Genomic DNA, 21,605 nt, shown 5'->3' with positions numbered 1-21,605 from the left:
ATGTTTTCCCGTAATCGGGACGACACCACGAGAGCGGTGCGACCAGGAGGAATAATCCCGATCGCACACAGCGTCCTCGCTGTGTGCCTTCCAAATGGAAGGACTTTTCAAAGGAACCTCGCCATCCGAAGATGGACGGGGTATCAACTAATCTGGCGTTGATTTTTGGCACGCTGTTGAGTTCTCAAGGAACGGACGCTTCCTTTGTACTCACCCTCTCGGGCTTTCCTCCGGGCGCTTCCCTTCGGTCTTTCGTGTTTCCAGCTTAGCAGATCCGTTTTCCGTTTCCGCCACCCGCTGGAGCGGGCTGCCGGGCCGTTCTTCGCTCTCGCGTTTCCCTTTCCGGCGGTTCCGACTCTATCAGATCCTTTCGGGCCTGATTCCCAGTCAGCGGGATTGTCTTCCCGACCCGTTGGGCCGTTCCGACGTTTCAAACTCTAGCGGATTTCCCGGGCGGCTCATAATCGAGTCTTTCGAAATGCATTTCGGCATGCCGAAAATGCGTCCCGTTCGGGAGATCGTGCTGGGTTTGGTTGCCGCGTTCGCGGCGGGATCGGCTGTCGCAGAACCGTTCCGGCTCCGTGACAACTCGAAGAACCCTACGGATCGGCCAGGGGTGTGTCAAGTGACCTCTACTCGAGGTCGGTCAGCCGGCCGCCCGCGTCCGGCTGGGCGTGCTCGACCCGCCGCAGGACGCGGATCAGGAGCTCCCCCAGCACGCCGCGCTCCTCGCTCGACAGGTCCTGGAGGAGCTCCTCCTCGAAGGCGGTCGCCATGCGCATCGCCTCCAGCCACTTGGCGCGGCCCTCGTCCGTCAGCTCGACGATGACGCGCACCCGGTTGGTCTCGTCGCGGTCCCGCGTGACCAGGCCGTCGGCCGCCATGCGGTCGATGCGGTGCGTCATGGCCGCCGGTGTGAGGCCGAGCCGCTTGGCGAGGTCGCCGGGGCCCAGGCGGTACGGGGCGCCGGAGAGGACGAGGTGCTTGAGGACCTCCCACTCGGCGTTGCTGATGCCGAGCTCGGCGACCTGGCGGCCGTACGCCACGTTCATGCGGCGGTTCAACCGGCCCAGCGCCGAGACCACCTTCTCGACCTGGGGGTCGAGGTCGCGGAATTCGCGCTGGTAGGCGGCGATCTGTTCGTCGAGGGTCGGCTCCTGCGTTGCGGACATGACCGGAGTATCCCATGGCACGGCTTGGCGTTGAAGTCCTTCCCTGTGTAGAGTTAAGGATCGAACTTTAGTGTTGAAGTCTTCCGAGGTAAGACCTCGCGAACCGAAGTAGGTGAGTGTGTCCAAGGCGATGGGCGCTGCGATGCGCCGGATCCAGGCAGGGAACGTGCTGAGTGCGTTCGGGCTCGGGTTCACCGTTCCGTATCTCTATGTGTATGTGGCTCAGGTGCGGAACCTGGGCGCCGGCACGGCGGGTGTCGTGCTGGCCGTCTTCGCCATGGCCGCACTCGTCGTGCTGCCCTTCACCGGGCGGGCCATCGACCGTCGCGGGCCGCTTCCCGTGCTGGTCGGCGCCGCGCTGCTGGCCGCCGTCGGGGCGCTGGGCATGGGCCTGGCCGGCAGCGTGCCCACCGTCGTACTGGCCGCCGCCCTGCTGGGTGCCGGTACGGCCGTGATGCAGCCCGCGCTCGCGACGATGATCGTGTGGTGCTCCTCCACGTCGACGCGCACACGCGCGTTCGCCGTGCAGTTCTTCCTGCAGAACCTCGGGCTCGGCATCGGCGGCCTGATCGGCGGGCAGCTCGTCGACGAGAGCCGTCCGGACAGCTTCCTGCTGCTGTTCTCCATCGAGGCGGCGATGTTCCTGGTGCTGGCCGCGATCGCCGCGACCGTACGGATGCCGCGTACGCCGTCGATCGCGGACGCGCGGCCGCAGACCGAGGGCGGCGGCGTACGGGCGCTGCTCGGGCACCGGGCCATGGTGCAGCTGTGCGTACTGGGGTTCGTGCTGTTCTTCGCCTGCTACGGGCAGTTCGAGTCGGGCCTCGCGGCGTACGGCACGGAGGCCGCCGGGATCGAGCCGTCGGCGCTCGGCCTGGCCCTGGCCGCGAACACGGCGGTCATCGTGGTCGCCCAGTTCCTGGTGCTGCGCTTCGTGGAGCGGCGCCGGCGGACGCGCATGATCGCGGCCGTCGGGCTGATCTGGACCGTGGCGTGGCTCTTCGCGGGGTACGCCGGGCTCGGGCACGGCAGCCAGACGATGGCGACGGCCGCGTTCATCACGACGTACGGCCTCTTCGGTCTCGGCGAGGCGATGCTGTCGCCGACCGTGGCGCCGCTGGTGGCCGACCTGGCGCCGGAGTCGATGGTCGGGCAGTACAACTCGGCTTTCGCGCTGGTCAAGCAGCTCGCGCTGGCCGTCGGCCCGGCCGTGGGCGGGCCCATGGGGGCCGCGCTGCACGGCCCGTACATCGTGACCTTCGTGCTCTTCTCGCTGGGCATCACCGTGCTGGCCCTGCGGCTGGGCAAGAAGCTCACCCCGGCGCAGGACCACCCGTACCTCGTGGCGAAGTCCCGGGTGGTCGCCCGGCACAAGCCCGGGCAAGCGGTGGAGGCCGCCGTCTAACCCGGCAGCGCGAACTCGCACCAGACCGCCTTGCCGCCTCCCGGCGTGCGGCGGCTGCCCCAGGACGAGGCGATCGTGGCGATGATCGAGATGCCACGACCCGCCTCGTCCTCCGTTTCGGCGCGGCGGCGGCGCGGCAGGTGGTCGTCCCCGTCCGTCACCTCGATGATCAGGCGGCGGTCGGTGCGGCGGAGTCGAAGGCGCATCGGCGGGGTGCCGTGCTGGAGGGAGTTCGCGACCAGCTCGCTGGTGGCGAGCACCCCCAGGTCGCGCAGCTCGACCGGGAAGCGCCAGCTGGAGAGCACCCCGGAGGCGAAGGCTCGCGCGCGGGGCGCCGCTTCCACGCCGCCGAGCAGGTCGAGCGCGGCGTTGTGGAACAGCTCCGCGTCCGGGCCCGTACGGGTCGGGTGCTGGAGGACCAGGACGGCGACGTCGTCGTCGTGCTCCGCGGTGACGCCGAGGGAGCGCAGCAGGCGGTCGCAGACGACCTGGGGGCTGCCGGTGGCGCCGGAGAGGGCGCGCTCCAGGGCGGCGACGCCTTCGTCGATGTCCTCGCGGCGCCGCTCGACCAGGCCGTCGGTGTAGAGGACGGCGGTGGAGCCGGGCGGGAGGGCGATGGTTCCGGAGGTGTGCAGCCAGCCGCCGGTGCCGAGCGGCGGTCCGGTCGGCTCGTCGGCGCGGCGTACGGTGCCGTCCTCGTCTCTGACGAGGATGGGGAGGTGCCCGGCGGAGGCGTAGACGAGACGGCCCTCGTTGGGGTCGTGGACCGCGTAGACGCAGGTGGCGATCTGGCTGGCGTCGATCTCGGAGGCGAGTCCGTCGAGGAGCTGGAGCACCTCGTGGGGCGGCAGGTCGAGGCGGGCGTACGCGCGTACGGCCGTGCGCAGCTGGCCCATGACGGCCGCCGCGCGCACACCGCGGCCCATCACATCGCCGATGACCAGGGCGGTGCGGCCGGCGCCCAGGGTGATCACGTCGTACCAGTCGCCGCCGACCGCCGCGTCCGTGCCTCCCGGCTGGTACGTGGCGGCGACGCGCAGGTCGTCGGGCTGCTCCAGCTCCTGCGGGAGGAGGGAGCGCTGGAGGGTGACGGCGGTCTCGCGGTGGCGGCGCTCGCTGGCGCGGAGCCGGGCCGCGGCGTCGGCGTGGTCGGTGACGTCGGCGGCGTGGACCAGGACCCCGCCGCCCTCGTGGCCGGGCGTGTCGACGGGGAGGCAGGTGACCGTGTACGAACCGCCGTGCGTGCGGCGCGACTTGACCGTACGGGGCTTCCCGCTGCGCAGCACCTGGTCCATGAGCGGCAGCAGGCCCAGCTCGGCGAGCTCCGGGCAGCCGGCCGCGAGGGTGGTGCCGGGGGCGCGGTGGCCGAAGGCGGTGGCATAGGCGTCGTTGACGTACGCGATGCGGTGTTCGGGTCCGTACGCGACGGCGACCAGGCCGGGCAGGCGGCTGAGGATCTCCCGTACGGAGAAGTCCTCCAGGGCGGGAACGCCGTCGGGCAGGGGCTCCGGTCGGCGGCCGGGCTCACCCGTGCCCGACTCTCCGCGCGCGGCGGGGACCGAGCCGTCCCCGCGCTGCGCCGGCGCGACCCCAGGGTCGGTGCCGCGCGCGGCGGCGCGGCGTTGCGTACCGGGGAGCCGGGCGCTCCAACGGGTGAAGTTCACGGATCTGTATGCCTCGTGGTGTCGGTGCCGTGCTGGGTCGCTGGGTCACTCTGTGCAGGTGTGAGCCCACCTATGGTCACACGTCCAGTGTGACCGAGCGCACTGACAATGGCGTCGGCCGTTGCGTCAGCCAGTACGTGCGGTACGTGTGGTGCCTGCGGGACGTGCCGTACGTCAGTCGGACTTCGGCGCGCCGTCCGCGGTTCCGCCCTCGGCGACCTCGTCGGGGTCGGGCGGCGGTGGCCCGGCGGCGAGTTCGAACTCGGCACGCGGGTGTTCCAGCGATCCGAGGGAGACGATCTCGCGCTTGAACAGCCCGGCCAGCGTCCACTCGGCCAGCACGCGTGCCTTGCGGTTGAACGTCGGCACGCGGCTGAGGTGGTAGGCGCGGTGCATGAACCAGGCGGGGTAGCCCTTGAGCTTGCGGCCGTAGACGTGCGCCACGCCCTTGTGCAGGCCGAGGGAGGCGACGGAGCCGGCGTACTTGTGGGCGTACGGCTTGAGCGGCCGGCCCTGGAGGGAGGCGGCGAGGTTCTCGGCGAGGGCCTTGGCCTGGCGTACGGCGTGCTGGGCGTTGGGGGCGCACTCCCTGCCCTCCTCCTCGGCCGTGACGTCCGGTACGGCCGCCGCGTCCCCGGCCGCCCAGGCGTGTTCGACGCCCTTGACGGTGAGGAACGGGGTGCAGGAGAGGCGGCCGCGTTCGTTGCGGGGCAGGTCCGTCGCGGCGAGGACGGGTGCGGGCTTGACGCCCGCCGTCCACACGACCGTACGGGTGGGGAAACGGGTGCCGTCGCTGAGGACGGCGACGCGGCCCTCACACGATTCGAGGCGGGTTTCGAGCCGTACGTCGATGTTGCGGGCGCGCAGCTCGCGGACGGTGTACCGGCCCATGTCCTCGCCGACCTCCGGGAGGATGCGGTTCGTCGCCTCGACGAGGACCCACTTCAGGTCCTCCGGCTTGATGTTGTGGTAGTACCGCGCGGTGTAGCGGGCCATGTCCTCCAGCTCGCCGAGGGCCTCCACGCCGGCGTAGCCGCCGCCGACGAAGACGAAGGTGAGGGCCGCGTCGCGGATGGCGGGGTCGCGGGTGGAGGAGGCGATGTCCATCTGCTCGATGACGTGGTTGCGCAGGCCGATCGCCTCTTCGACGGTCTTGAAGCCGATGCCGTAGTCGGCGAGGCCCGGGACCGGAAGGGCACGCGAGATGGAGCCGGGCGCGATGACCAGCTCGTCGTAAGAGATCTCGACCGGGCCCGCGCCCTCCTCCTCGGTGGCGAGGGTGGTGACGGTCGCGGTGCGCTTGGCGTGGTCGACGGCCGTGGCCTCGCCGATGAGGATCTGGCACCGGTCGAGGACGCGGCGGAGCGGGACCACGACGTGGCGGGGCGAGATGTTGCCGGCCGCCGCCTCGGGGAGGAAGGGCTGGTACGTCATGTACGGGTCGGGCGTGACCACGGTGATCCGGGCCGTGCCGCTTCTCAGCCGGTCCTTGAGGTGCCGCTGGAGGTGCAGCGCGGTGTACATCCCGACGTAGCCACCGCCGACAACGAGAATGCGCACAGGTTCGGTCACCATCCCATGACGCAACGGGGGCCGGGGTTTGTCCACAGGCCCGACAACTTGTATGACCGGTGAACGCGGCGGGCGCGGAGCGCCGCGGCGGGGTGCGGGCGCCGGGCGGGCCGGAAGGTGCGCAGGTCAGGGGAGGCGGCGCGGGTGGGGGCGGGGTCGTGTGGGGGGCCGGAATCGGGAGTGTTCCGGTCCTTGCTCCGATCGGGGGGCGCACCGGACGGAACTGCCCCTTCTGAATTGACCCCGACTCAACTATGTTCGTATGTCGTCGGGGTGTCCGGGTCGTTGCGCGTGACCTGAGCAAGGGGTTCGGCCCCCGATCGTCAGGGCGGGGAGTCTCCGGGGGGAGACGTCATAACCGGGGGAACACATGCATGTTCAGGATTCGCATTTGCAGGCCGTCGTCACGTCGTCGTCGGCTGACGGGACCGTACGGGCGATGGCCGACGGGCGCTCGGTGACCGGCGGGAGCGCCATGACGGGCGGGGGCTCCCTGGCCGGCTCGACCGGTCGTACGGCGCCGCTGCGCGTGGACGCGCAGCGCAATCTGGAGCACGTCCTGCGGGCGGCCCGCGAGGTGTTCGGCGAGCTCGGGTACGGGGCGCCGATGGAGGACGTGGCACGCCGGGCCAGGGTCGGCGTCGGCACGGTCTACCGGCGCTTCCCGAGCAAGGACGTGCTGGTGCGCCGCATAGCCGAGGAGGAGACCGCCCGGCTGACCGAGCAGGCGCGCGCGGCGCTGGGCCAGGAGGAGGACCCCTGGTCGGCGCTCTCCCGCTTCCTGCGTACGTCGGTGGCCTCGGGCGCCGGGCGGCTGCTGCCGCCGCACGTGCTGCGGGTGGGCGTGGACGACGCGCCCCAGGCCGACGGGCTCGGTGGGCCGCGTGACCTCGGCGGGCTGGGAGAGCTCGGTGACCTCGGTGAGCTCGGCGACTCGCGGGTTCCGCACCAGCGCGCGGTGCCGGTGGCGGAGCTGGACGACCCGGGCGCGGCGGAGCTGCTGGAGGTCGTGGGCCGGCTCGTCGAGCGGGCGCGTGAGGCGGGCGAGCTGCGCGGTGACGTGACCGTGGCCGACGTCCTGCTGGTCATCGCGACGGCGGCGCCCTCGCTGCCGGACGCCGCCCAGCAGAGCGCGGCGTCGGCACGGCTCCTGGACATCCTGCTGGAGGGGCTCCGCTCCCGGCCCGCGTAGCGGCGGGCGCCCGAATCCGCACCCGCGCCGCACCCGAACGGGTGAGGGCTCGTGCGCCGATTCGGGCCGGTTCCCCGGATGAGTGGTCAACGGGCCAACGGCCCGGACAGGGCCGGGCCCTGTGGCACGCTTGCCCGGTTATTCGGGTTCGAGCAGTGGTACGGGGGCTTCCGCCATGAGCGGTGAGGGTCGCGACGAGCCGCCGAGCGGCAGGGTGGCCGGCGCGGACGCCGGCGCGAGTGTGCCCGCGCAGCGCGTCGGCGGGTCCGCCGGGGGGTCCGGATCCGCCGAGGCCTCCCAGGCTTCCGAGTCCGTGCTGCCTCCGCCGATCGAGCTTCCCCCGTCGGACGTCGAGCTGGTACGGCGCATGCGCTCCGGCGACGACGGCGCGTACGAGGAGTTGTTCCGCCGCCACGCCGAGGCGGTGCGGCGGTACGCCCGCACGTGCTGCCGGGACGGGCACACGGCCGACGACCTCACCGCCGAGGTGTTCGCGCGGACGCTCCAGGCCGTGCGCGGGGGCGCGGGGCCGGAGCACGCCGTGCGGGCGTACCTGCTCACGACCGTGCGGCGGGTCGCGGCAGCCTGGACGAAGACCGCCAAGCGGGAGCAGCTCGTCGAGGACTTCGCGCTGTTCGCCGCCCAGGCGGCGCGTACGGCGGAGGTGTCCGAGGAGGACACCCTCGAACTCGGTGCGGACGTGCGGGCGATGCAGGAGGCGGAGCGCTCGCTCGCCATGCGGGCGTTCCGTTCGCTGCCCGAGCGGTGGCAGGCGGTGCTGTGGCACACGACGGTCGAGGAGGAGTCACCGAGCGAGGTGGCGCCGCTCTTCGGGCTGACCCCCAACGCCACGGCGGTGCTGGCCAGCCGCGCCCGCGAAGGGCTCAAGCAGGCCTACCTCCAGGCGCACGTGAGCCGGGCGCTCACGTCCGGCGGTGACTGCGCGCGGTACGCCGACCGGCTGGGGGCGTACGCCCGGGGCGGGCTGCGGATGCGCGCCGAGCGGGGGCTGCGTGGGCACCTGGAGGAGTGCGCGAAGTGCCGCGTGGCCGCGGGGGAGCTGGAGCAGGTCAACGCCGGGATCCCCGCGCTGCTGCCGGTCGCCGTCATCGGCTGGTTCGCCGCCGGGGCGTCCCTCAAGGCGGCCGGCGTCGTGGCGGCCGGCGGCGCGGCGGGGGCGGCGGGCGCGGCCGGAGCCGCGGCGGCGGCCACCGGCGCGGGAGCCCGCGCGGGAGCCGGGGCGGGAGCCGGGGCCGGCGGAGCCGTCGGTGGGGCCGCCGCCGAGGGGCTCGGGGCTCCGGCGAAGGCCGGGATCGGGGCCGCGTTGGCCGTCGCGGCGACCGCGGGGCTGGTCTGGGCGCTGTCGGGCGACCCGAAGCCGGCGCCGCAGCCGCAGGCGAGGCCCCCGAAGGCGGAACCGGTCGTCCCGCGCGAGGAGCCTGCGCCCCGGCCCGCCCCCGCGAAGCCGACCCCGATTCCGTCCCCGGCACCCACGCCGACGCCCACGCCCAGCCCGCCCCCGGCGCCGGTCCGTACGCCACCACCGACGCCGACACCCACACCGGCGAAACCCGCACCCCCGGCCCCGAAGCCGACCCCACCCCCGAAACCGAAGCCGACACCCCCTCCGCCGCCCGCGTCCACCACGTACCAGGTCAACACGCTGCACTACAGCCTCTACGGCGACCACACCCGCCCCGAGGTGCGGCTGCTCGAGTCGAGCTGGCTGTGGCAGCGCTGGGGCATGTCGATCGGCGGCAAGCGGTACGGCCACGGCGTGACCGTGCACGCGCGGTCGTCCGTCGCCATCGACCTCAACCGCCGCTGCTCGACGTACGACGCCTTCGTCGGCGTCGACGACATGGCGCTGGGCCGGGGCGCGGCGCGGTTCTCCGTGTACGGGGACGGGGGCGTGCGGCTGTGGCGGTCGCCGGTGGTGCGTGGCGGCGACGCGGCGGTGTCCGCGCGCGTGCCCATCGCCGGGCACCGCACCATCCGGCTCGTCGTCGAGCCGGACCCCGGCACGCCCCTCGGCGCGGTGGCCCCGGTCGACTGGGCCGAGTCGCGGATCAGCTGCGGCTGACGGTCGGGCCCGACCAGGTCACGCCATGCCGCGTCACGTCACGACCGCAGTGTCGGCCGCGGCGGAACCCCCGCCGCCACCGCGCGTTGCCGGGGCGCCGCCGTACCGGTCCAGCAGGTACCGCGGCGGGCGATCAGGCGGCGCAGCCACAACTCCGTGGAGACCAGGTCGGCGAGGCCGTCCAGGGGCAGCGCTTCGCCCTCGGAGGCGGCGCGCAGCGCCTTGCGGACGACCCGGGCCTCGATCAGGCCCGCGTCCGCGAGCAGCGGTGCCTCGAAGAGGGCCATCAGCTGCGGCAGGGCGAGGCGCAGCCCCGCGCGCGTGGCGGCGGCCGACGGCGCGTGGGAGGGCGCGCCCCAGCCGGGCGGGAGATCGCGGATACCGGCGCCCGCGAGCACGGCGCGCAGGATCGCGGCCCGGGCGCCGGGCTGGACGCGCAGCGACTCGGGAAGGTCGCGGCAGGCCCGTACGACCTGGTTGTCCAGGAAGGGGGCGTGCAGCCGCTGGCTGCGGATCTCGGCGGCCTGCTCCAGGATGCGGTGGTCCGCCGCGTGCCGCGCCAGGGCCGCACGCGCGCGTGCCTCGCCCGGCCGCTGGACGGACGTCGGGCGGGTCGCCGCCTGCCCCAGGCGAACCGATACTTCAGCGAGCGCCTCGCCGGTGAGCCAGCGCGCGGCGGGCCCCGGCCGGGACCAGGCCAGCGCGGAGAGGGAGGCGTCCAGAGGTCCCGTCACGGCCGACGCGGTCCGGTTCGCCGCGAGCAGCCCGTCGGCGGCGGACTCCAGGCCTGCGCGGTAGGGCGTACGGGCCAGTTTGCGCGCCGCGCGGTAGACGGTCAGCGGCACCAGCAGGGAGCCCGCCGAGGGCCCGGCGGCCTTGGCGAGCGCGGTGACCGGCCGCAGCAGGTGCCGGCGTCTGCGGTCCAGCAACAGGTCGGCGAGGCGCGCGGGATGGGCGTCCAGGACCTGGCGGGCGCCGTGCCCGGTGAAGTGGTCGGCGCTGCCCGCGGCGAGGCGCCGCCGGTGCCGTGCGGCGGCCACCAGGGAGGGGCCCGGTTCGTCGGTCAGGGGACCTTCCAACTCCAGGTACGGCAGGGCCTCTTCGCCCGCGGCGACCACCACGTGGTGGAGGCGGGGGTTCTCGGCGATGAGCCGGGCCCGTTCCAGTTCGTCGTCGTGGCCGCCCGTGGCCAGGTCGTTGAAGGTGACGGCGAGCAGCCGCTCCCCGGCGCCCGTGCCGTGTCCGAGGATCGTGCCGGGCGCGCCGGGCAGCCCCGCCGCGAGCAGCGCCAGGGTGCTGGACGCGCTGCCGCCCGACAGGTCGGCGCCGATGCCCGGAGCGGGCGCCCCGCGCGCGGCGCGCCGTTCGGCGGGCCCCATGCCGGGCACGGGCCCCGGGTCGGGCAGCGGGGTTTCGGGGGCGTGCCGGGGTGCCGTGAGCCGGGCCCGTACCGCCTCGACCAGCGCTTCCCGTACGCCTTCCACGGCGCGGTCCGGGTCGATGCGGGGGCCCTCGACGGCGAGCGAGGCGACCGGTTCGTAGCCGGTGATCTCGCGGGAGCCCTCGCGCAACACGAGCGCGTGTCCGGGCGGGACCCGCTTCACCCCGGCGTACGGCGTGGAGTCGCGCAGCGCCTCGGGCGTTTCGGGGCAGGCGAGGAGCGCCGCCAGGTGGCCGATGTCGAGCTGTGCCTCGATGAGGTCGGCGAGCGGCAGGGCGGCGGTCGCGTACGCCGTGCCGTTGGCCCACGGGGTGTGGAACACCGGGCGCGCCCCTGCCAGGTCGCCGGCGACGATGATGCGCCGCCCGGTCTGCACGACGGCGGTGTAGCTTCCCGGCCACGCGGTGAGGTGGCGCATGGCGCCGCCGCGCGCCGCGAACAGCCCGACCCTGAGCTGCTCGTCGCTGGCGGCGCAACAGCCCAGCACGGCAAGGCGCGTACAGGGGTCGACGGTGATGATCCGCACCTCGTCGGGGCGCCAGTCGCCCACCGCCCACAGCGGATCCGGGTCACCCCACAGCAGTTGGGCGCCGACGGGGTGCACGGTGCGTCCGTCGTCGTCCCCTCCTACCGCACCCGCCGTACCGAAGCTCGCGGCGATACTGCTCCACCCCACCAGCCACCGCATCGCCGCCTCCACCGCCTGTGGACAACATCAGCATTCGATGAGGACATGCTGCCACGACAACGGCGCACAGGAGGGCTCCCAGGCGCGCGCCCGGGAAAAGGAACGCGCCCCTGGCATGGGCGATATGACAATGGTTATGACGACGGTGGGGACGACGGTTCCGACGATGGTTCGGCCGACTCGACGACGGGCATCATCCAGCCAATCTGGTCCGCATCCGTACAGACCCGGTACCGGCTTCGGACCGGATCCGTACGCACGACATCGGATCCGTACGGAGGTCCGTGCGCATGGCTCCCTACGTACGGTTCCGTACGCACGGCTCACTACGGATCGACGGCCCGGGAGGCGCCCTTCGCCTCCCGGACCGGTCCGCCGCCCGCGGGGAATGAGGCGGCGGTGTCCCCCAGCCCACTGGTTCCAGTACGCAGCGGGCCGACCCACGCAGGCCCTATGGAAGTCCTCACCCTCCGAGCAGGGCCAGAGCGCACGGGCGGGCGCACGGCCACACGGCCGGAGCATGGGGGCGGGGTCGCGGGCGCGCGTCCGGAACACCGCACGCTCCTCGCCATCCGCCCGTACGCACAACAATCTCGCCATACGGAACACTGCCTCTTAACGGTCGGGATCCGTCGAACTACGCTGGGTTTACGAATGCCGCGCGCCTATGCCTGGCGTGCGGCGGCCGTCTGGGTGTCGAGGGGTGGCGCATGTCCAGGGAGCAACGCGGGCCGAACGAGAAGCTCGGCACCGTTCTCGCCCTCGCGGGAATCAGCAACGCCGGCCTGGCCCGGCGGGTCAACGACCTCGGGGCGCAGCGCGGTCTGACGCTGCGCTACGACAAGACGTCGGTGGCCAGGTGGGTGTCGAAGGGCATGGTGCCGCAGGGCGCCGCGCCGCACCTGATCGCGGCCGCGATCGGGCAGAAGCTCGGTCGTCCCGTGCCGCTGCACGAGATCGGCCTGGCGGACGCCGACCCGGCGCCGGAGGTCGGTCTCGCCTTCCCGCGCGACGTCGGCGAGGCGGTGAAGTCGGCGACCGAGCTGTACCGGCTGGATCTGGCCGGGCGGCGGGCGGGCGGCGGCGGGATCTGGCAGTCGCTGGCCGGCTCCTTCGCGGTGAGCGCGTACGCGACGCCCGCGTCCCGCTGGCTGATCACCCCCGCCGACTCGTCGGTGGAGCGGTCGGTGCCGCCGGGCGACGGGCCGGACGGGACCGGGCAGGTGCGCGTGGGCCACAGCGATGTCGCCAAGCTGCGCGAGGCGGCGGAGGACGCGCGCCGCTGGGACTCCAAGTACGGCGGCGGGGACTGGCGCTCGTCGATGGTGCCGGAGTGCCTGCGGGTCGACGCCGCGCCGCTGCTGCTGGGCTCGTACTCGGACGAGGTCGGCCGGGCGCTGTTCGGGGCGACCGCGGAGCTGACGCGGCTGGCGGGCTGGATGGCGTTCGACACGGGCCAGCAGGAGGCGGCCCAGCGGTACTACATCCAGGCGCTGCGGCTCGCGCGGGCGGCGGCGGACGTGCCGCTCGGCGGGTACGTGCTGGCGTCGATGTCGCTGCAGGCCACCTACCGGGGCTTCGCCGACGAGGGCGTGGACCTGGCGCAGGCGGCGCTGGAGCGCAACCGGGGGCTCGCGACGGCCCGGACCATGTCGTTCTTCCGGCTGGTGGAGGCGCGGGCGCACGCCAAGGCGGGCGACGCGGCGGCGGCCGGGGCGGCGCTCAAGGCGGCGGAGGGGTGGCTGGAGCGGTCACGGGAGGGCGACGCGGACCCGACGTGGCTGGGCTTCTACTCGTACGACCGGTTCTGCGCGGACGCCGCCGAGTGCTACCGCGACCTGAAGGCGCCGCGTCAGGTGCGCAGGTTCACCGAGCAGGCCCTGTCCCGGCCCACGGAGGAGTACGTCCGCTCGCACGGCCTGCGGCTGGTGGTGAGCGCGGTCGCCGAGCTGGAGTCGGGGAACCTGGACGCGGCGTGCGCGGCGGGCACGCGCGCGGTGGAGGTGGCCGGGCGCATATCGTCGGCCCGTACGACCGAGTACGTACGGGACCTGCTGCACCGGCTGGAGCCGTACGGCGACGAGCCCCGGGTGGTGGAGCTGCGCGAGCGGGCCCGGCCGCTGCTGATGACCCCGGCGTGACCTTCGCCTCCCCAGGTTTGGGCGCATTGTCAGTGGGCCAGTGCACTATCTGGGGTGGGAGGTGGCACGGTGTCCGCGTACGGCGACGGCAAATACGACTGTGACGTGCTCGTGATCGGCGGCGGGATCGTCGGCTTGTCGACGGCGTACGCCCTCACGCGCGCCGCGCCCGGGACGCGTGTGGTGGTGCTGGAGAAGGAGACCGGTCCCGCCCGCCACCAGACCGGGCGCAACAGCGGCGTGATCCACAGCGGCATCTACTACCGCCCCGGCTCGCTCAAGGCGCGGTACGCGGTGCGCGGCGCGGCCGAGATGGTGAAGTTCTGCGCCGAGTACGGCCTGCCGTACGAGGTCACGGGCAAGCTGATCGTCGCCACCGAGCGCGACGAGCTGCCCCGGCTGCACGCGCTGGTCCAGCGGGGCCGGGAGAACGGCATTCCGGTCCGGGAGCTGGGCCCGGCGCAGATCAGCGAGTACGAGCCCCGGGTGCGGGGCCTCGCCGCCATCCACGTCGGCACGACGGGCGTGTGCGACTACGGCGCGGTGGCGGCCCAGCTGGCGGAGTCCTCCGGCGCGGACGTCCGGTACGGCGCGGAGGTGACCGCCGTCGACCGGCGCCCCTGGGGTGTCGCCGTCCGCACGGCCGCCGGGGACATCGTCCGCGCGCGGTCCCTGGTGAACTGCGCGGGCCTGCACTGCGACCGGGTCGCGCGGCTGGCGGGCGACGAGCCGGGCGTGCGGATCGTCCCGTTCCGCGGCGAGTACTACGAACTGGTCCGCCCGGAGCTGGTGCGCGGCCTGGTGTATCCGGTGCCGGACCCGGCCTTCCCGTTCCTCGGGGTGCATCTGACCCGGGGCATCGACGGCGGCGTCCACGTCGGGCCGAACGCCGTGCCGGCACTGGCCCGCGAGGGGTACGGCTGGTCCACGGTGCGCTCGCGCGACCTGGCCGGGACGCTGACGTGGCCCGGCTCCTGGCACATCGCCCGCCGCCACTGGCGGTACGGCGCCGGCGAGCTGCGCCGGTCGGCGTCGAAGCGCGCCTTCACCGAGGCGGTGCGGCGCCTGCTGCCCGCGATCGGCCCCGGCGACCTGCGCCGGGCCCCGGCGGGCGTCCGGGCGCAGGCGGTCCTGCGCGACGGCACGCTGGTCGACGACTTCCTGATCCAGGAGGCGCCGCGCACGGTCCACGTGCTGAACGCCCCGTCGCCGGCGGCGACCGCCTCCCTGCCGATCGGCCGGGAGGTGGCGCGGCGCGCGCTGGCGCAGCTGCGGTAGCCCCGTTCCCCGCGGCCAGGACCGTGGGGGCCTTCGGCCCTGCCGTCCCTCGGGGCCGGGGCCGTAGAATCGGGGCATTGTGTCTGAGATCCGTGAATCCGCCGTGGAAACCGCCGTGTCCTTCCGGCCCAAGGGCGAGCCCCGCTTCCCCGAAGGTCCCGCGCCCGATCCCGCCGGGTCGCACTTCGAGCGGCGGATCCGCAGCTTCCAGCCCCGGCGCAGTCGCGTCACGCCCGGGCAGGCCGACGCCCTGCGACGGCTGTGGAGCCGGTGGGGGCTGGACATCGACGGACAGCGGGTGCTCGACCTGGACGAACTGTTCGGTGGACTGCCCGTCGTGCTGGAGATCGGCTTCGGCATGGGCGAGGCGACCGCGCAGATGGCCGCCGACGACCCGTCGACCGGCATCCTCGCGGTCGACGTGCACACCCCCGGCCAGGGCAATCTGCTCGCCCTCGCGGACCGGGCCGGCCTGACGAACGTACGCGTGGCCAACGGTGACGCGATCATCCTGCTGCGCGAGATGCTGGCGCCCGACGCCCTCGACGGCGTACGCGTGTACTTCCCGGACCCCTGGCCCAAGAAGCGGCACCACAAGCGGCGGCTGATCCAGCCCGAGTTCCTGACCCTCGCCGCGTCCCGCATGAAGCCCGGGGCCGTGCTGCACTGCGCGACCGACTGGGAGCCGTACGCCGAGCAGATGCTGGACGTGCTGAGCGCCCACCCGGACTTCGAGAACACCCAGGCCGACGGGGGCTACGCGCCCCGGCCCGCCTTCCGGCCGCTGACCCGGTTCGAGGGACAGGGACTGGACAAGGGGCATGTGGTGCACGACCTGCTGTTCCGACGGGCCGAGCGGGCGGAGCTGTCCGAGCGGGCCGAACACGCGGCTGCTCAGGCCGACCCGCACGCGGACTCGCAGGCCGACCCTCAGGCGTAACTAACTCATCGCGGGCTGTCAGTGGTCCTCGTTAGGGTCGTTGTGTGACCCACTCGTCCCCGCAGCCCCCGGCACACGCGGCGCAACCGGCACACGCGCCGCAAGCAGCGCACCCGGCCGTCCCGGCGTACGACCCCGAGCCGTCGTTCGACGCCGTGCCCGAGCGCGCCCGCTGGCGCTACAAGCCGCGGCGCCTGTGGCGCAGCCGGGTGGTGCGGCTGGGGTCGGTGTTCACCGTGCTCGCGCTGTGCGCGTTGGTGATCCTGGCGCTGGTGCGGGAGCAGACGGGTACGGAAGGCTTCCTCGTGGGCCTCGGCCTCGCCCTGCTGCCGGTGCCGCTGCTCCTGGCGGCGTTCCGGTGGCTGGACCGGGTGGAACCGGCCCCCTGGCGGAACATGATCTTCGCCTTCTCCTGGGGCGCCTTCGCCGCCGCGCTCGTCGCCATCATCGCGAACACCTTCGCGCACCGCTGGATAGCCACCGCCACCGCCGATCCGACGGCCGCCGACACGATCGGCGCGACGGTCATAGCGCCCGTGGTGGAGGAGACCGCGAAGGCCGTCGCCGTACTGCTCCTGTTCCTCTTCCGCAGACGGGAGTTCACGGGGATGGTCGACGGCGTCGTGACAGCGGGCTTCACGGCGACCGGCTTCGCCTTCACCGAGAACATCCTCTACCTGGGGAACGCCTTCGGGGAGGACCAGCAGCTCGGGGCGTCGGGCTTCGCCTCGGTCACGGCCGCGACCTTCTTCGTACGGATCGTGATGTCGCCCTTCGCGCACCCGCTGTTCACGGTCTTCACCGGCCTGGGCTTCGGCATCGCCGCCGTCAGCGCGCGCCGCAAGCGCGTGCGCCGCATCGCGCTGCCCCTGCTCGGGCTCCTGCTGGCGATGAGCGTGCACGCGATGTGGAACGGCTCGGTGTCGTTCTTCGGGCCCTGGGGGTTCTACGCGGTCTACGGGGCGTTCATGGTGCCCGCCTTCGGGCTGATGACGTGGCTGGTGATCTGGACGCGCCAGCGCGAGCTGCGCACCATATCCGGCGAGCTGCCCGCGTACGCGGCGGCCGGCTGGCTCTCGCCCACCGAACCGCTCGCACTGTCGTCGATGCGGGCGCGCGGCCTGGCACGCGCGTACGCGGCCCGCACCTTCGGCCCGGGGGCGGCGCGGGCGGTGGGCGAGTACGAGGCGTTCGCGACGTCGCTGGCGTTCCTGCGCCACCGGGCCCGCCGGGGTGCGGCGGGTCCGGACTTCCTCGCGCGGGAGCAGGAGCTGCTGCACCACCTGTGGCAGCGCAAGGCGCTGGCGGGCCCGGCCCTGACGTACGCGGCGCGCGCGACGGGCCGGGTGTGGGTGCCGCCTCCGCACCGGGACTACGACGGCTACAACCCGTACCGGGCCTGACGCCCCCCGGGGGGGGGCCGAGCCTGACCACCGCTACGCGGACGCGGCCGTCAGCAAGGCGAGCTCGTCCGCCGTGAGCGCCAGCTCCGCGGACGCGAGCAGCGGGGGCAGCTGCTCGACCGTGCGGGCGGAGGCGAGCGGCGCGGCGACGGTCGGCTGCGCGGCCAGCCACGCCAGCGCGACGCTCGAGACCTCGATCCCCCGCGCCCCGGCGATGGTGTCGAGCGCGGCGAGGACCTCGCGGCCCCGCTCGGTCGCGAGGTGCTTGGCGGCGCCCTCGGCCCGCGCGCTGTCGACCTGCGTGCCCGGCCGGTACTTGCCGGTGAGGAACCCGGAGGCCAGCGCCCAGTACGGCACGGCCGACAGCCCCGCCCGCTCGGCGGTATCGCGCAGGGCGCCCTCGTAGGTGTCGCGCGAGACGAGGCTGTAGTGCGGCTGGAGCGCGACGTAGGAGGCGAGGCCCTCGCGCGCGGAGAAGTCCAGCGCCTCCTGGAGCCGCTCGGCGGAGATGTTGGAGGCGGCGACGGCCCGCACCTTGCCCTCCCTCACCAGCTGGTCCAGCGCGGAGACGAACTCCTCGACCGGAACGGCCGGGTCGTCGACGTGGGTGTAGTACAGGTCGATGTAGTCGGTCCGCAGGCGGCGCAGCGACTGCTCGGCCGCGGCCTTGATGGTGGTGGCGCCGATCCCCTTGTACTGGGGGTGGCCGCCGACCTTGGTGGCGACGATGACGTCGGACCGGTTGCCCCGGGCGGCCATCCAGTCACCGATGACCGTCTCGGACTCGCCGCCCTGGTGGCCGGGGGCCCACGACGAGTAGGTGTCGGCGGTGTCGACGAAGTTGCCGCCGGCTGCCGTGTACGCGTCGAGGACGGCGAAGGACTGCATGGCGTCGGCGGTCCAGCCGAAGACGTTGCCGCCGAGGCCGAGGGGGAAGACGTGGAGGTCGGACGTACCCAGCCTGCGAAGGGGAAGTGAGGTCATGCGATACCTCAACACCCCACCCGAGGTGGTGTATTCCGGGCATCCGCCCATGGGGCGAAGGAACCGGCGGCCCTGGCGTCGGGGGGTGGAACGCCAGGGCCACCGGAGTCTGCGGGCCGTCGGACGGTCAGTCCGTCAGACGGTTCAGACGGTCAGGCCCTTGCCGCGGAGCCACGCCAGCGGGTCCACTCCGCCGCCGCCCGCCGTGTGGACCTCCAGGTGCAGGTGCGGCCCGGTCACGTTGCCGGTGGCGCCGACGCGCCCGATGGTCTCGCCGGTGGCGACCTTCTGCCCCGCGCCCACCGTCATCGAGGAGAGGTGGCAGTACCAGACCTCGGTGCCGTCCTCCAGCTCCAGGACGATCCGGTAGCCGTACGAGCCGGACCAGCCGGCCGACTTGATGGTGCCGCCGTGCACGGCCTTGGCCGGGGTGCCCGTGGGAGCCGCGAGGTCGAGGCCGGTGTGGTAGCCGGAGGACCACATGGTGCCGGCCTGGCCGTAGGTGGAGGTGATGGTGTACGAGGAGGTCGGCAGCGCGTAGCTGCCGGCGAGCTTGGCCAGCCGCTCGGCCTCCGCCTTGGCCGCGGCCTCCGCCTCGGCCTTCGCCGCCGCTTCGGCCTTCGCCTTCGCCTCGGCGGCCGCCTCCTTCTCGGCGGCGGTCTGCTGGGACTTGGCCAGCGCGGCCGCCTGCTCGGCGGCCTCCTTCTCGGCCGCGAGCTTCGCCGCCGCGTCCGCGGACGCCTGCTGCTGCTCGGCCTGCTGGAGGATGCGCGCCCGCAGGGCCTCGCCGGCGCTCGCGCCGCCTTCGGCCCGGTCCCCGGCGGGGCCGTCGTCGGCGGCGAGGGACCCGGCGGTCAGCGGCGCGGCGGCGGTCAGCCGGGCGTCCGCGGAGGCGCCGCCGGAACCGTCGTCGGCACCGTCGTCGGAGATCAGGGAGCCGATGCCCGGCATGGACTCGGCGTCCGGAAGGCTGTCGGCTATCGCGCCGGACAGGTCGGGCAGGGATATGGAGACCGCCGGCTTGTCCTGCGCGGTGGCCATCCCTCCGGCACCGACGGCCGCGATGACGCCCACGCCCAGGACCGTGGAGCTACGGGCCAGCCCGCCGCGCTGCTTGACCACGCGGTGGCGGCCACGGACGGGACGGACGGTGTCCTCGGTGGGGTTCCACTCCTCCCACTGGCCCTCCGCGGGCGCACCGGAACCGGGGCCCGGGCCGAAGGAGTCGACGAAGTGGGGGGCCGGGGAGGCGGGGGCGGCCGGGGAGGCCGATGGAGCAGACGGCGCTTCGGGGGCAGGCCTGTTGGACGCCACGGGGGCGCACTCCTTTCCTTCCTTCTCGCCTACCGGGTTAGCTGACGGGTTCGGAGCAGGAAGGTCTCCTTCAGGCCGGCGATGCGGCCCGATTCACCCCAAGGTGGTGGTTCCCCGGTTCCCTTGCGGAATTCGGCGCGCGCGCACGGTGCCGTCGCTCTTGCGTCGGCTGGGACGACCGCGCTGCGTTATCGAACGTTAATAGACGCGGGGTCGTGATTCCAAGCCGTTCCTACTGATCATTAACCACGTAGCCCCCGGCATACCGCCTCACAAACGGGCATAGGCAGCCAAGTTGACTACCCCTCACACCCCGTGTGCCCCACCACACTTTCTGACGGTTAGTCAAATGTTATGCGGAGGGCTCCACACCGATCACCCTCCGTGCCCGGCCGCCCCGGATGCTCCCGCCGCCCCGGCCCGCTACCCCTGAGGCTTGCTCACCGCCAGCAGCGCGAGGTCGTCGGTCGTCCCCCCGCCCCCCGTATGCCGCCGTACGTCCTCGACCAGGGCGTCCAGCAGCTCCCCCGGCCTCGCGAAGCTCCGCCCCGCCAGCCGCTCCGCCGGGTCGTAGAAGGCACCGCTCGCGTCCCGCGCCTCGGAAAGCCCGTCCGTGTAGAAGAGCAGCGTCGCCCCGGGCGGGAACGGCACCTCGTCCGCGCGGTCGGGCCACGGCCCCAGGTCCGCCATCCCCAGCGGCAGCGCGGGCTCGGTCGGCTCCAGCCGCTCCAGGCCCCCGTCGGCGTACAGCACCAGCGGCTCGGGATGGCCGCGGTTGACGATCCGCACCACCGCCTCGCCGCGCGCCACCTCGGCCAGTACGGCGGTGGTGAAGCCCTCGAAGGCGTCGAGCCCGTCGCGCCGGGTCCCCTCCCGCGCGAGCGCCCGCTCCAGCCGCTGCGACACCCCCTCCAGCGAGCTCTCCTGCTCGGCCGCCTCCCGGAACGCGCCCAGCACGACCGCCACCGCCTCGACCGCGCCCATCCCCTTCCCGCGGACGTCCCCGACCACCAGCCGCACCCCGTAGGGCGTGTCCTGCACGGCGTAGAGATCGCCCCCGATGAACGCGTCCGCCTGCGCCGCCTCGTACCGCGCCGCCACCCGAAGGCCACCGATCCGCTCGGCCGGCGTCGGGAGCACGGCGCGCTGCGCGGATTCGGCGATGCCACGGGCGGAGGCGAGCCGCTCGCCGCTGCGCCGCACGACCCGGTTGATCATCAGCGCGAACGCCGAGACCGTGATCAGGGTGACGAGCTCCGTGATCGACGGGGCCTCGTCCAGCGTGCCGCTGTGGAGGCGCAGCCCGACCAGCGCCAGGACGGCGGCGGCCCCGGCCACCAGGGTGATCCGTACGGTGAAGAACGGCGCGGCGACGAGCGGGGCGGCGGTGAACAGCGGCACGGCCGTGAACCGGGGCGGCGTCAGCAGGTCGAACACCACCCCGCCGACGATCATCAGTACGGGCACCACCCGGAGGAAGCGGCGTACCTTCGCGCGTCGCGCGCTCCGACCCCAGGTCCTGTCGCCGTTGTCACCCACGGTTACGGACGGTAGGCGGGCCCCGCTCACACCGACCGGAGCCGCGCCGCAGGATGCCCCGCCATCGGCCGACCGGGCGACCACGCAGGACATGCAGCACACGCACGACATGACGACGAAGACCCGGTGCCTTGTGGCACCGGGTCTTCGTCGTCATCAGTAGCGGGGACAGGATTTGAACCTGCGACCTCTGGGTTATGAGCCCAGCGAGCTACCGAGCTGCTCCACCCCGCGTCGGTAAACACCACCCTACGCCATGCGGAGCAAGATCAACACCAATTACTCGCCCGGCACCTTCGCCGTGCTGAGGGCGATGCGGTTCCAGGTGTTGATGGTGAAGATCAGCGCGAGCAGCCGCCCGAGCTCGCCCTCCTCGAACTGGGCGGCCGCGCGCGCGTATACGTCGTCCGGCACGCCCTCCGCCGCGACCAGCGTGACGGCCTCGGTCAGCGCGAGCGCGGCCCGTTCCCGCTCGGTGAAGAAGCGCGCCGCGTCGCGCCAGACGGCGACCATGTGCAGCCGCTCCTCGCTCTCCCCGGCCTTGCGCGCGTCGGTGGTGTGCATGTGCAGGCAGTACGCGCAGCCGTTGAGCTGGGAGGAACGGATCTGTACAAGCTCGACCAGGGCGGGGTCCAGGCCCTGGCGGGCGGCGGCGTCGAAGCCGATCAGGGCCTTGAACGCCTGGGGAGCGGCCTTCGCGAAGTTGATCCGGGAAACGGTGCCCGTGTGCGTGTGCGTCGTCGTCATGTCCATGAATCTACGGGCCTGAAAGACCCTCTGTAGGGTGCA

Annotated in this window: 15 protein-coding genes, 1 tRNA gene and 1 riboswitch; of the genes, 7 read left to right on the top strand and 9 right to left on the bottom strand. The window is 73.4% G+C overall.

Annotated elements, in window-relative coordinates:
- Positions 1-632: 632 nt before the first annotated feature.
- Positions 633-1,172: a MarR family transcriptional regulator gene (locus ABZX67_RS01580; protein ID WP_355352696.1), complete on the bottom strand. Its 540-nt coding sequence runs from the start codon at positions 1,170-1,172 to the stop codon at positions 633-635.
- A gap of 130 nt (positions 1,173-1,302) precedes the next feature.
- On the opposite strand from ABZX67_RS01580, the gene ABZX67_RS01575 reads away from it, so the two are divergent.
- On the top strand, positions 1,303-2,577 hold the full coding sequence (locus tag ABZX67_RS01575; RefSeq protein WP_355352735.1) for an MFS transporter: 1,275 nt from the start codon (positions 1,303-1,305) through the stop codon (positions 2,575-2,577).
- Here ABZX67_RS01575 and ABZX67_RS01570 read toward each other — a convergent pair.
- Both ABZX67_RS01570 and ABZX67_RS01565 read right to left on the bottom strand, forming a co-directional pair.
- Positions 2,574-4,241, bottom strand: coding sequence for a SpoIIE family protein phosphatase (locus ABZX67_RS01570; RefSeq protein WP_355352693.1), 1,668 nt, complete (start codon positions 4,239-4,241; stop codon positions 2,574-2,576). The two genes, ABZX67_RS01575 and ABZX67_RS01570, sit on opposite strands and share 4 nt — an antisense overlap.
- Before the next feature lie 174 nt (positions 4,242-4,415).
- On the bottom strand, positions 4,416-5,816 hold the full coding sequence (locus ABZX67_RS01565) for an NAD(P)/FAD-dependent oxidoreductase (RefSeq protein WP_355352690.1): 1,401 nt from the start codon (positions 5,814-5,816) through the stop codon (positions 4,416-4,418).
- 367 nt (positions 5,817-6,183) lie between these two features.
- On the opposite strand from ABZX67_RS01565, the gene ABZX67_RS01560 reads away from it, so the two are divergent.
- Together ABZX67_RS01560 and ABZX67_RS01555 are read left to right on the top strand one after the other, a co-directional pair.
- Positions 6,184-7,005, top strand: coding sequence for a helix-turn-helix domain-containing protein (locus ABZX67_RS01560; protein ID WP_355352687.1), 822 nt, complete (start codon positions 6,184-6,186; stop codon positions 7,003-7,005).
- Between the two features lie 175 nt (positions 7,006-7,180).
- On the top strand, positions 7,181-9,088 hold the full coding sequence (locus ABZX67_RS01555; RefSeq protein ID WP_355352684.1) for a sigma-70 family RNA polymerase sigma factor: 1,908 nt from the start codon (positions 7,181-7,183) through the stop codon (positions 9,086-9,088).
- 38 nt (positions 9,089-9,126) lie between these two features.
- Here ABZX67_RS01555 and ABZX67_RS01550 read toward each other — a convergent pair whose 3' ends face one another.
- Positions 9,127-11,217: an asparagine synthase-related protein gene (locus ABZX67_RS01550; RefSeq protein ID WP_355352681.1), complete on the bottom strand. Its 2,091-nt coding sequence runs from the start codon at positions 11,215-11,217 to the stop codon at positions 9,127-9,129.
- Positions 11,218-11,927: 710 nt separating this feature from the next.
- On the opposite strand from ABZX67_RS01550, the gene ABZX67_RS01545 reads away from it, so the two are divergent.
- The 4 genes from ABZX67_RS01545 (at position 11,928) to ABZX67_RS01530 (ending at position 16,979) form a co-directional block, all read left to right on the top strand.
- Entirely contained in the window at positions 11,928-13,358 is a 1,431-nt protein-coding gene (locus tag ABZX67_RS01545) for an MFS transporter (RefSeq protein ID WP_355352678.1), read from the top strand.
- A gap of 69 nt (positions 13,359-13,427) precedes the next feature.
- On the top strand, positions 13,428-14,636 hold the full coding sequence (lhgO, locus tag ABZX67_RS01540) for an L-2-hydroxyglutarate oxidase (protein WP_355352675.1): 1,209 nt from the start codon (positions 13,428-13,430) through the stop codon (positions 14,634-14,636).
- 79 nt (positions 14,637-14,715) lie between these two features.
- Positions 14,716-15,576 carry a tRNA (guanosine(46)-N7)-methyltransferase TrmB gene (gene trmB, locus ABZX67_RS01535; RefSeq protein WP_355352672.1) on the top strand — a complete coding sequence of 287 codons (861 nt, stop codon included), beginning with the start codon at positions 14,716-14,718 and terminating at the stop codon, positions 15,574-15,576.
- A 44-nt stretch (positions 15,577-15,620) separates the two neighbouring features.
- The gene (locus ABZX67_RS01530) at positions 15,621-16,979 is read left to right on the top strand and encodes a PrsW family intramembrane metalloprotease (RefSeq protein WP_355352669.1); all 1,359 of its coding nucleotides are present in this window, start codon (positions 15,621-15,623) and stop codon (positions 16,977-16,979) included.
- 33 nt (positions 16,980-17,012) lie between these two features.
- Here ABZX67_RS01530 and ABZX67_RS01525 read toward each other — a convergent pair whose 3' ends face one another.
- The 5 genes from ABZX67_RS01525 to ABZX67_RS01505 all read right to left on the bottom strand — a co-directional run bounded on the left by ABZX67_RS01525 (position 17,013) and on the right by ABZX67_RS01505 (position 21,563).
- On the bottom strand, positions 17,013-17,963 hold the full coding sequence (locus ABZX67_RS01525) for an aldo/keto reductase (protein WP_355352666.1): 951 nt from the start codon (positions 17,961-17,963) through the stop codon (positions 17,013-17,015).
- A gap of 144 nt (positions 17,964-18,107) precedes the next feature.
- Positions 18,108-19,277 (bottom strand): M23 family metallopeptidase, encoded by a 1,170-nt coding sequence (locus tag ABZX67_RS01520; protein ID WP_355352663.1) that lies wholly within the window; start codon positions 19,275-19,277, stop codon positions 18,108-18,110.
- An 11-nt stretch (positions 19,278-19,288) separates the two neighbouring features.
- A riboswitch (cyclic di-AMP (ydaO/yuaA leader) is annotated at positions 19,289-19,425 on the bottom strand.
- A 275-nt stretch (positions 19,426-19,700) separates the two neighbouring features.
- The gene (locus ABZX67_RS01515) at positions 19,701-20,732 is read right to left on the bottom strand and encodes a PP2C family protein-serine/threonine phosphatase (RefSeq protein WP_355352732.1); all 1,032 of its coding nucleotides are present in this window, start codon (positions 20,730-20,732) and stop codon (positions 19,701-19,703) included.
- Between the two features lie 244 nt (positions 20,733-20,976).
- Positions 20,977-21,050: transfer RNA gene (locus ABZX67_RS01510), tRNA-Met, on the bottom strand.
- 45 nt (positions 21,051-21,095) lie between these two features.
- Positions 21,096-21,563: a carboxymuconolactone decarboxylase family protein gene (locus ABZX67_RS01505; protein ID WP_355352660.1), complete on the bottom strand. Its 468-nt coding sequence runs from the start codon at positions 21,561-21,563 to the stop codon at positions 21,096-21,098.
- Positions 21,564-21,605 lie beyond the last annotated feature (42 nt).

The sequence above is a fragment of the Streptomyces sp. NPDC003036 genome (assembly GCF_040611175.1).
In the GTDB taxonomy this organism is placed as follows: domain Bacteria; phylum Actinomycetota; class Actinomycetes; order Streptomycetales; family Streptomycetaceae; genus Streptomyces.
This window is presented reverse-complemented; position numbering and strand designations above follow the sequence as displayed.

Bases quoted from the DNA above. Each gene is read 5' to 3' on its own strand.
- ABZX67_RS01565 (WP_355352690.1), bottom strand. From the start codon at position 5,816: ATGGTGACCGAACCTGTGCGCATTCTCGTTGTCGGCGGTGGCTACGTC.
- ABZX67_RS01505 (WP_355352660.1), bottom strand. From the start codon at position 21,563: ATGACGACGACGCACACGCACACGGGCACCGTTTCCCGGATCAACTTC.
- ABZX67_RS01580 (WP_355352696.1), bottom strand. From the start codon at position 1,172: ATGTCCGCAACGCAGGAGCCGACCCTCGACGAACAGATCGCCGCCTAC.
- ABZX67_RS01515 (WP_355352732.1), bottom strand. From the start codon at position 20,732: ATGATCGTCGGCGGGGTGGTGTTCGACCTGCTGACGCCGCCCCGGTTC.
- ABZX67_RS01555 (WP_355352684.1), top strand. From the start codon at position 7,181: ATGAGCGGTGAGGGTCGCGACGAGCCGCCGAGCGGCAGGGTGGCCGGC.
- ABZX67_RS01560 (WP_355352687.1), top strand. From the start codon at position 6,184: ATGCATGTTCAGGATTCGCATTTGCAGGCCGTCGTCACGTCGTCGTCG.
- ABZX67_RS01545 (WP_355352678.1), top strand. From the start codon at position 11,928: ATGTCCAGGGAGCAACGCGGGCCGAACGAGAAGCTCGGCACCGTTCTC.
- ABZX67_RS01575 (WP_355352735.1), top strand. From the start codon at position 1,303: ATGGGCGCTGCGATGCGCCGGATCCAGGCAGGGAACGTGCTGAGTGCG.
- ABZX67_RS01525 (WP_355352666.1), bottom strand. From the start codon at position 17,963: ATGACCTCACTTCCCCTTCGCAGGCTGGGTACGTCCGACCTCCACGTC.
- ABZX67_RS01550 (WP_355352681.1), bottom strand. From the start codon at position 11,217: ATGCGGTGGCTGGTGGGGTGGAGCAGTATCGCCGCGAGCTTCGGTACG.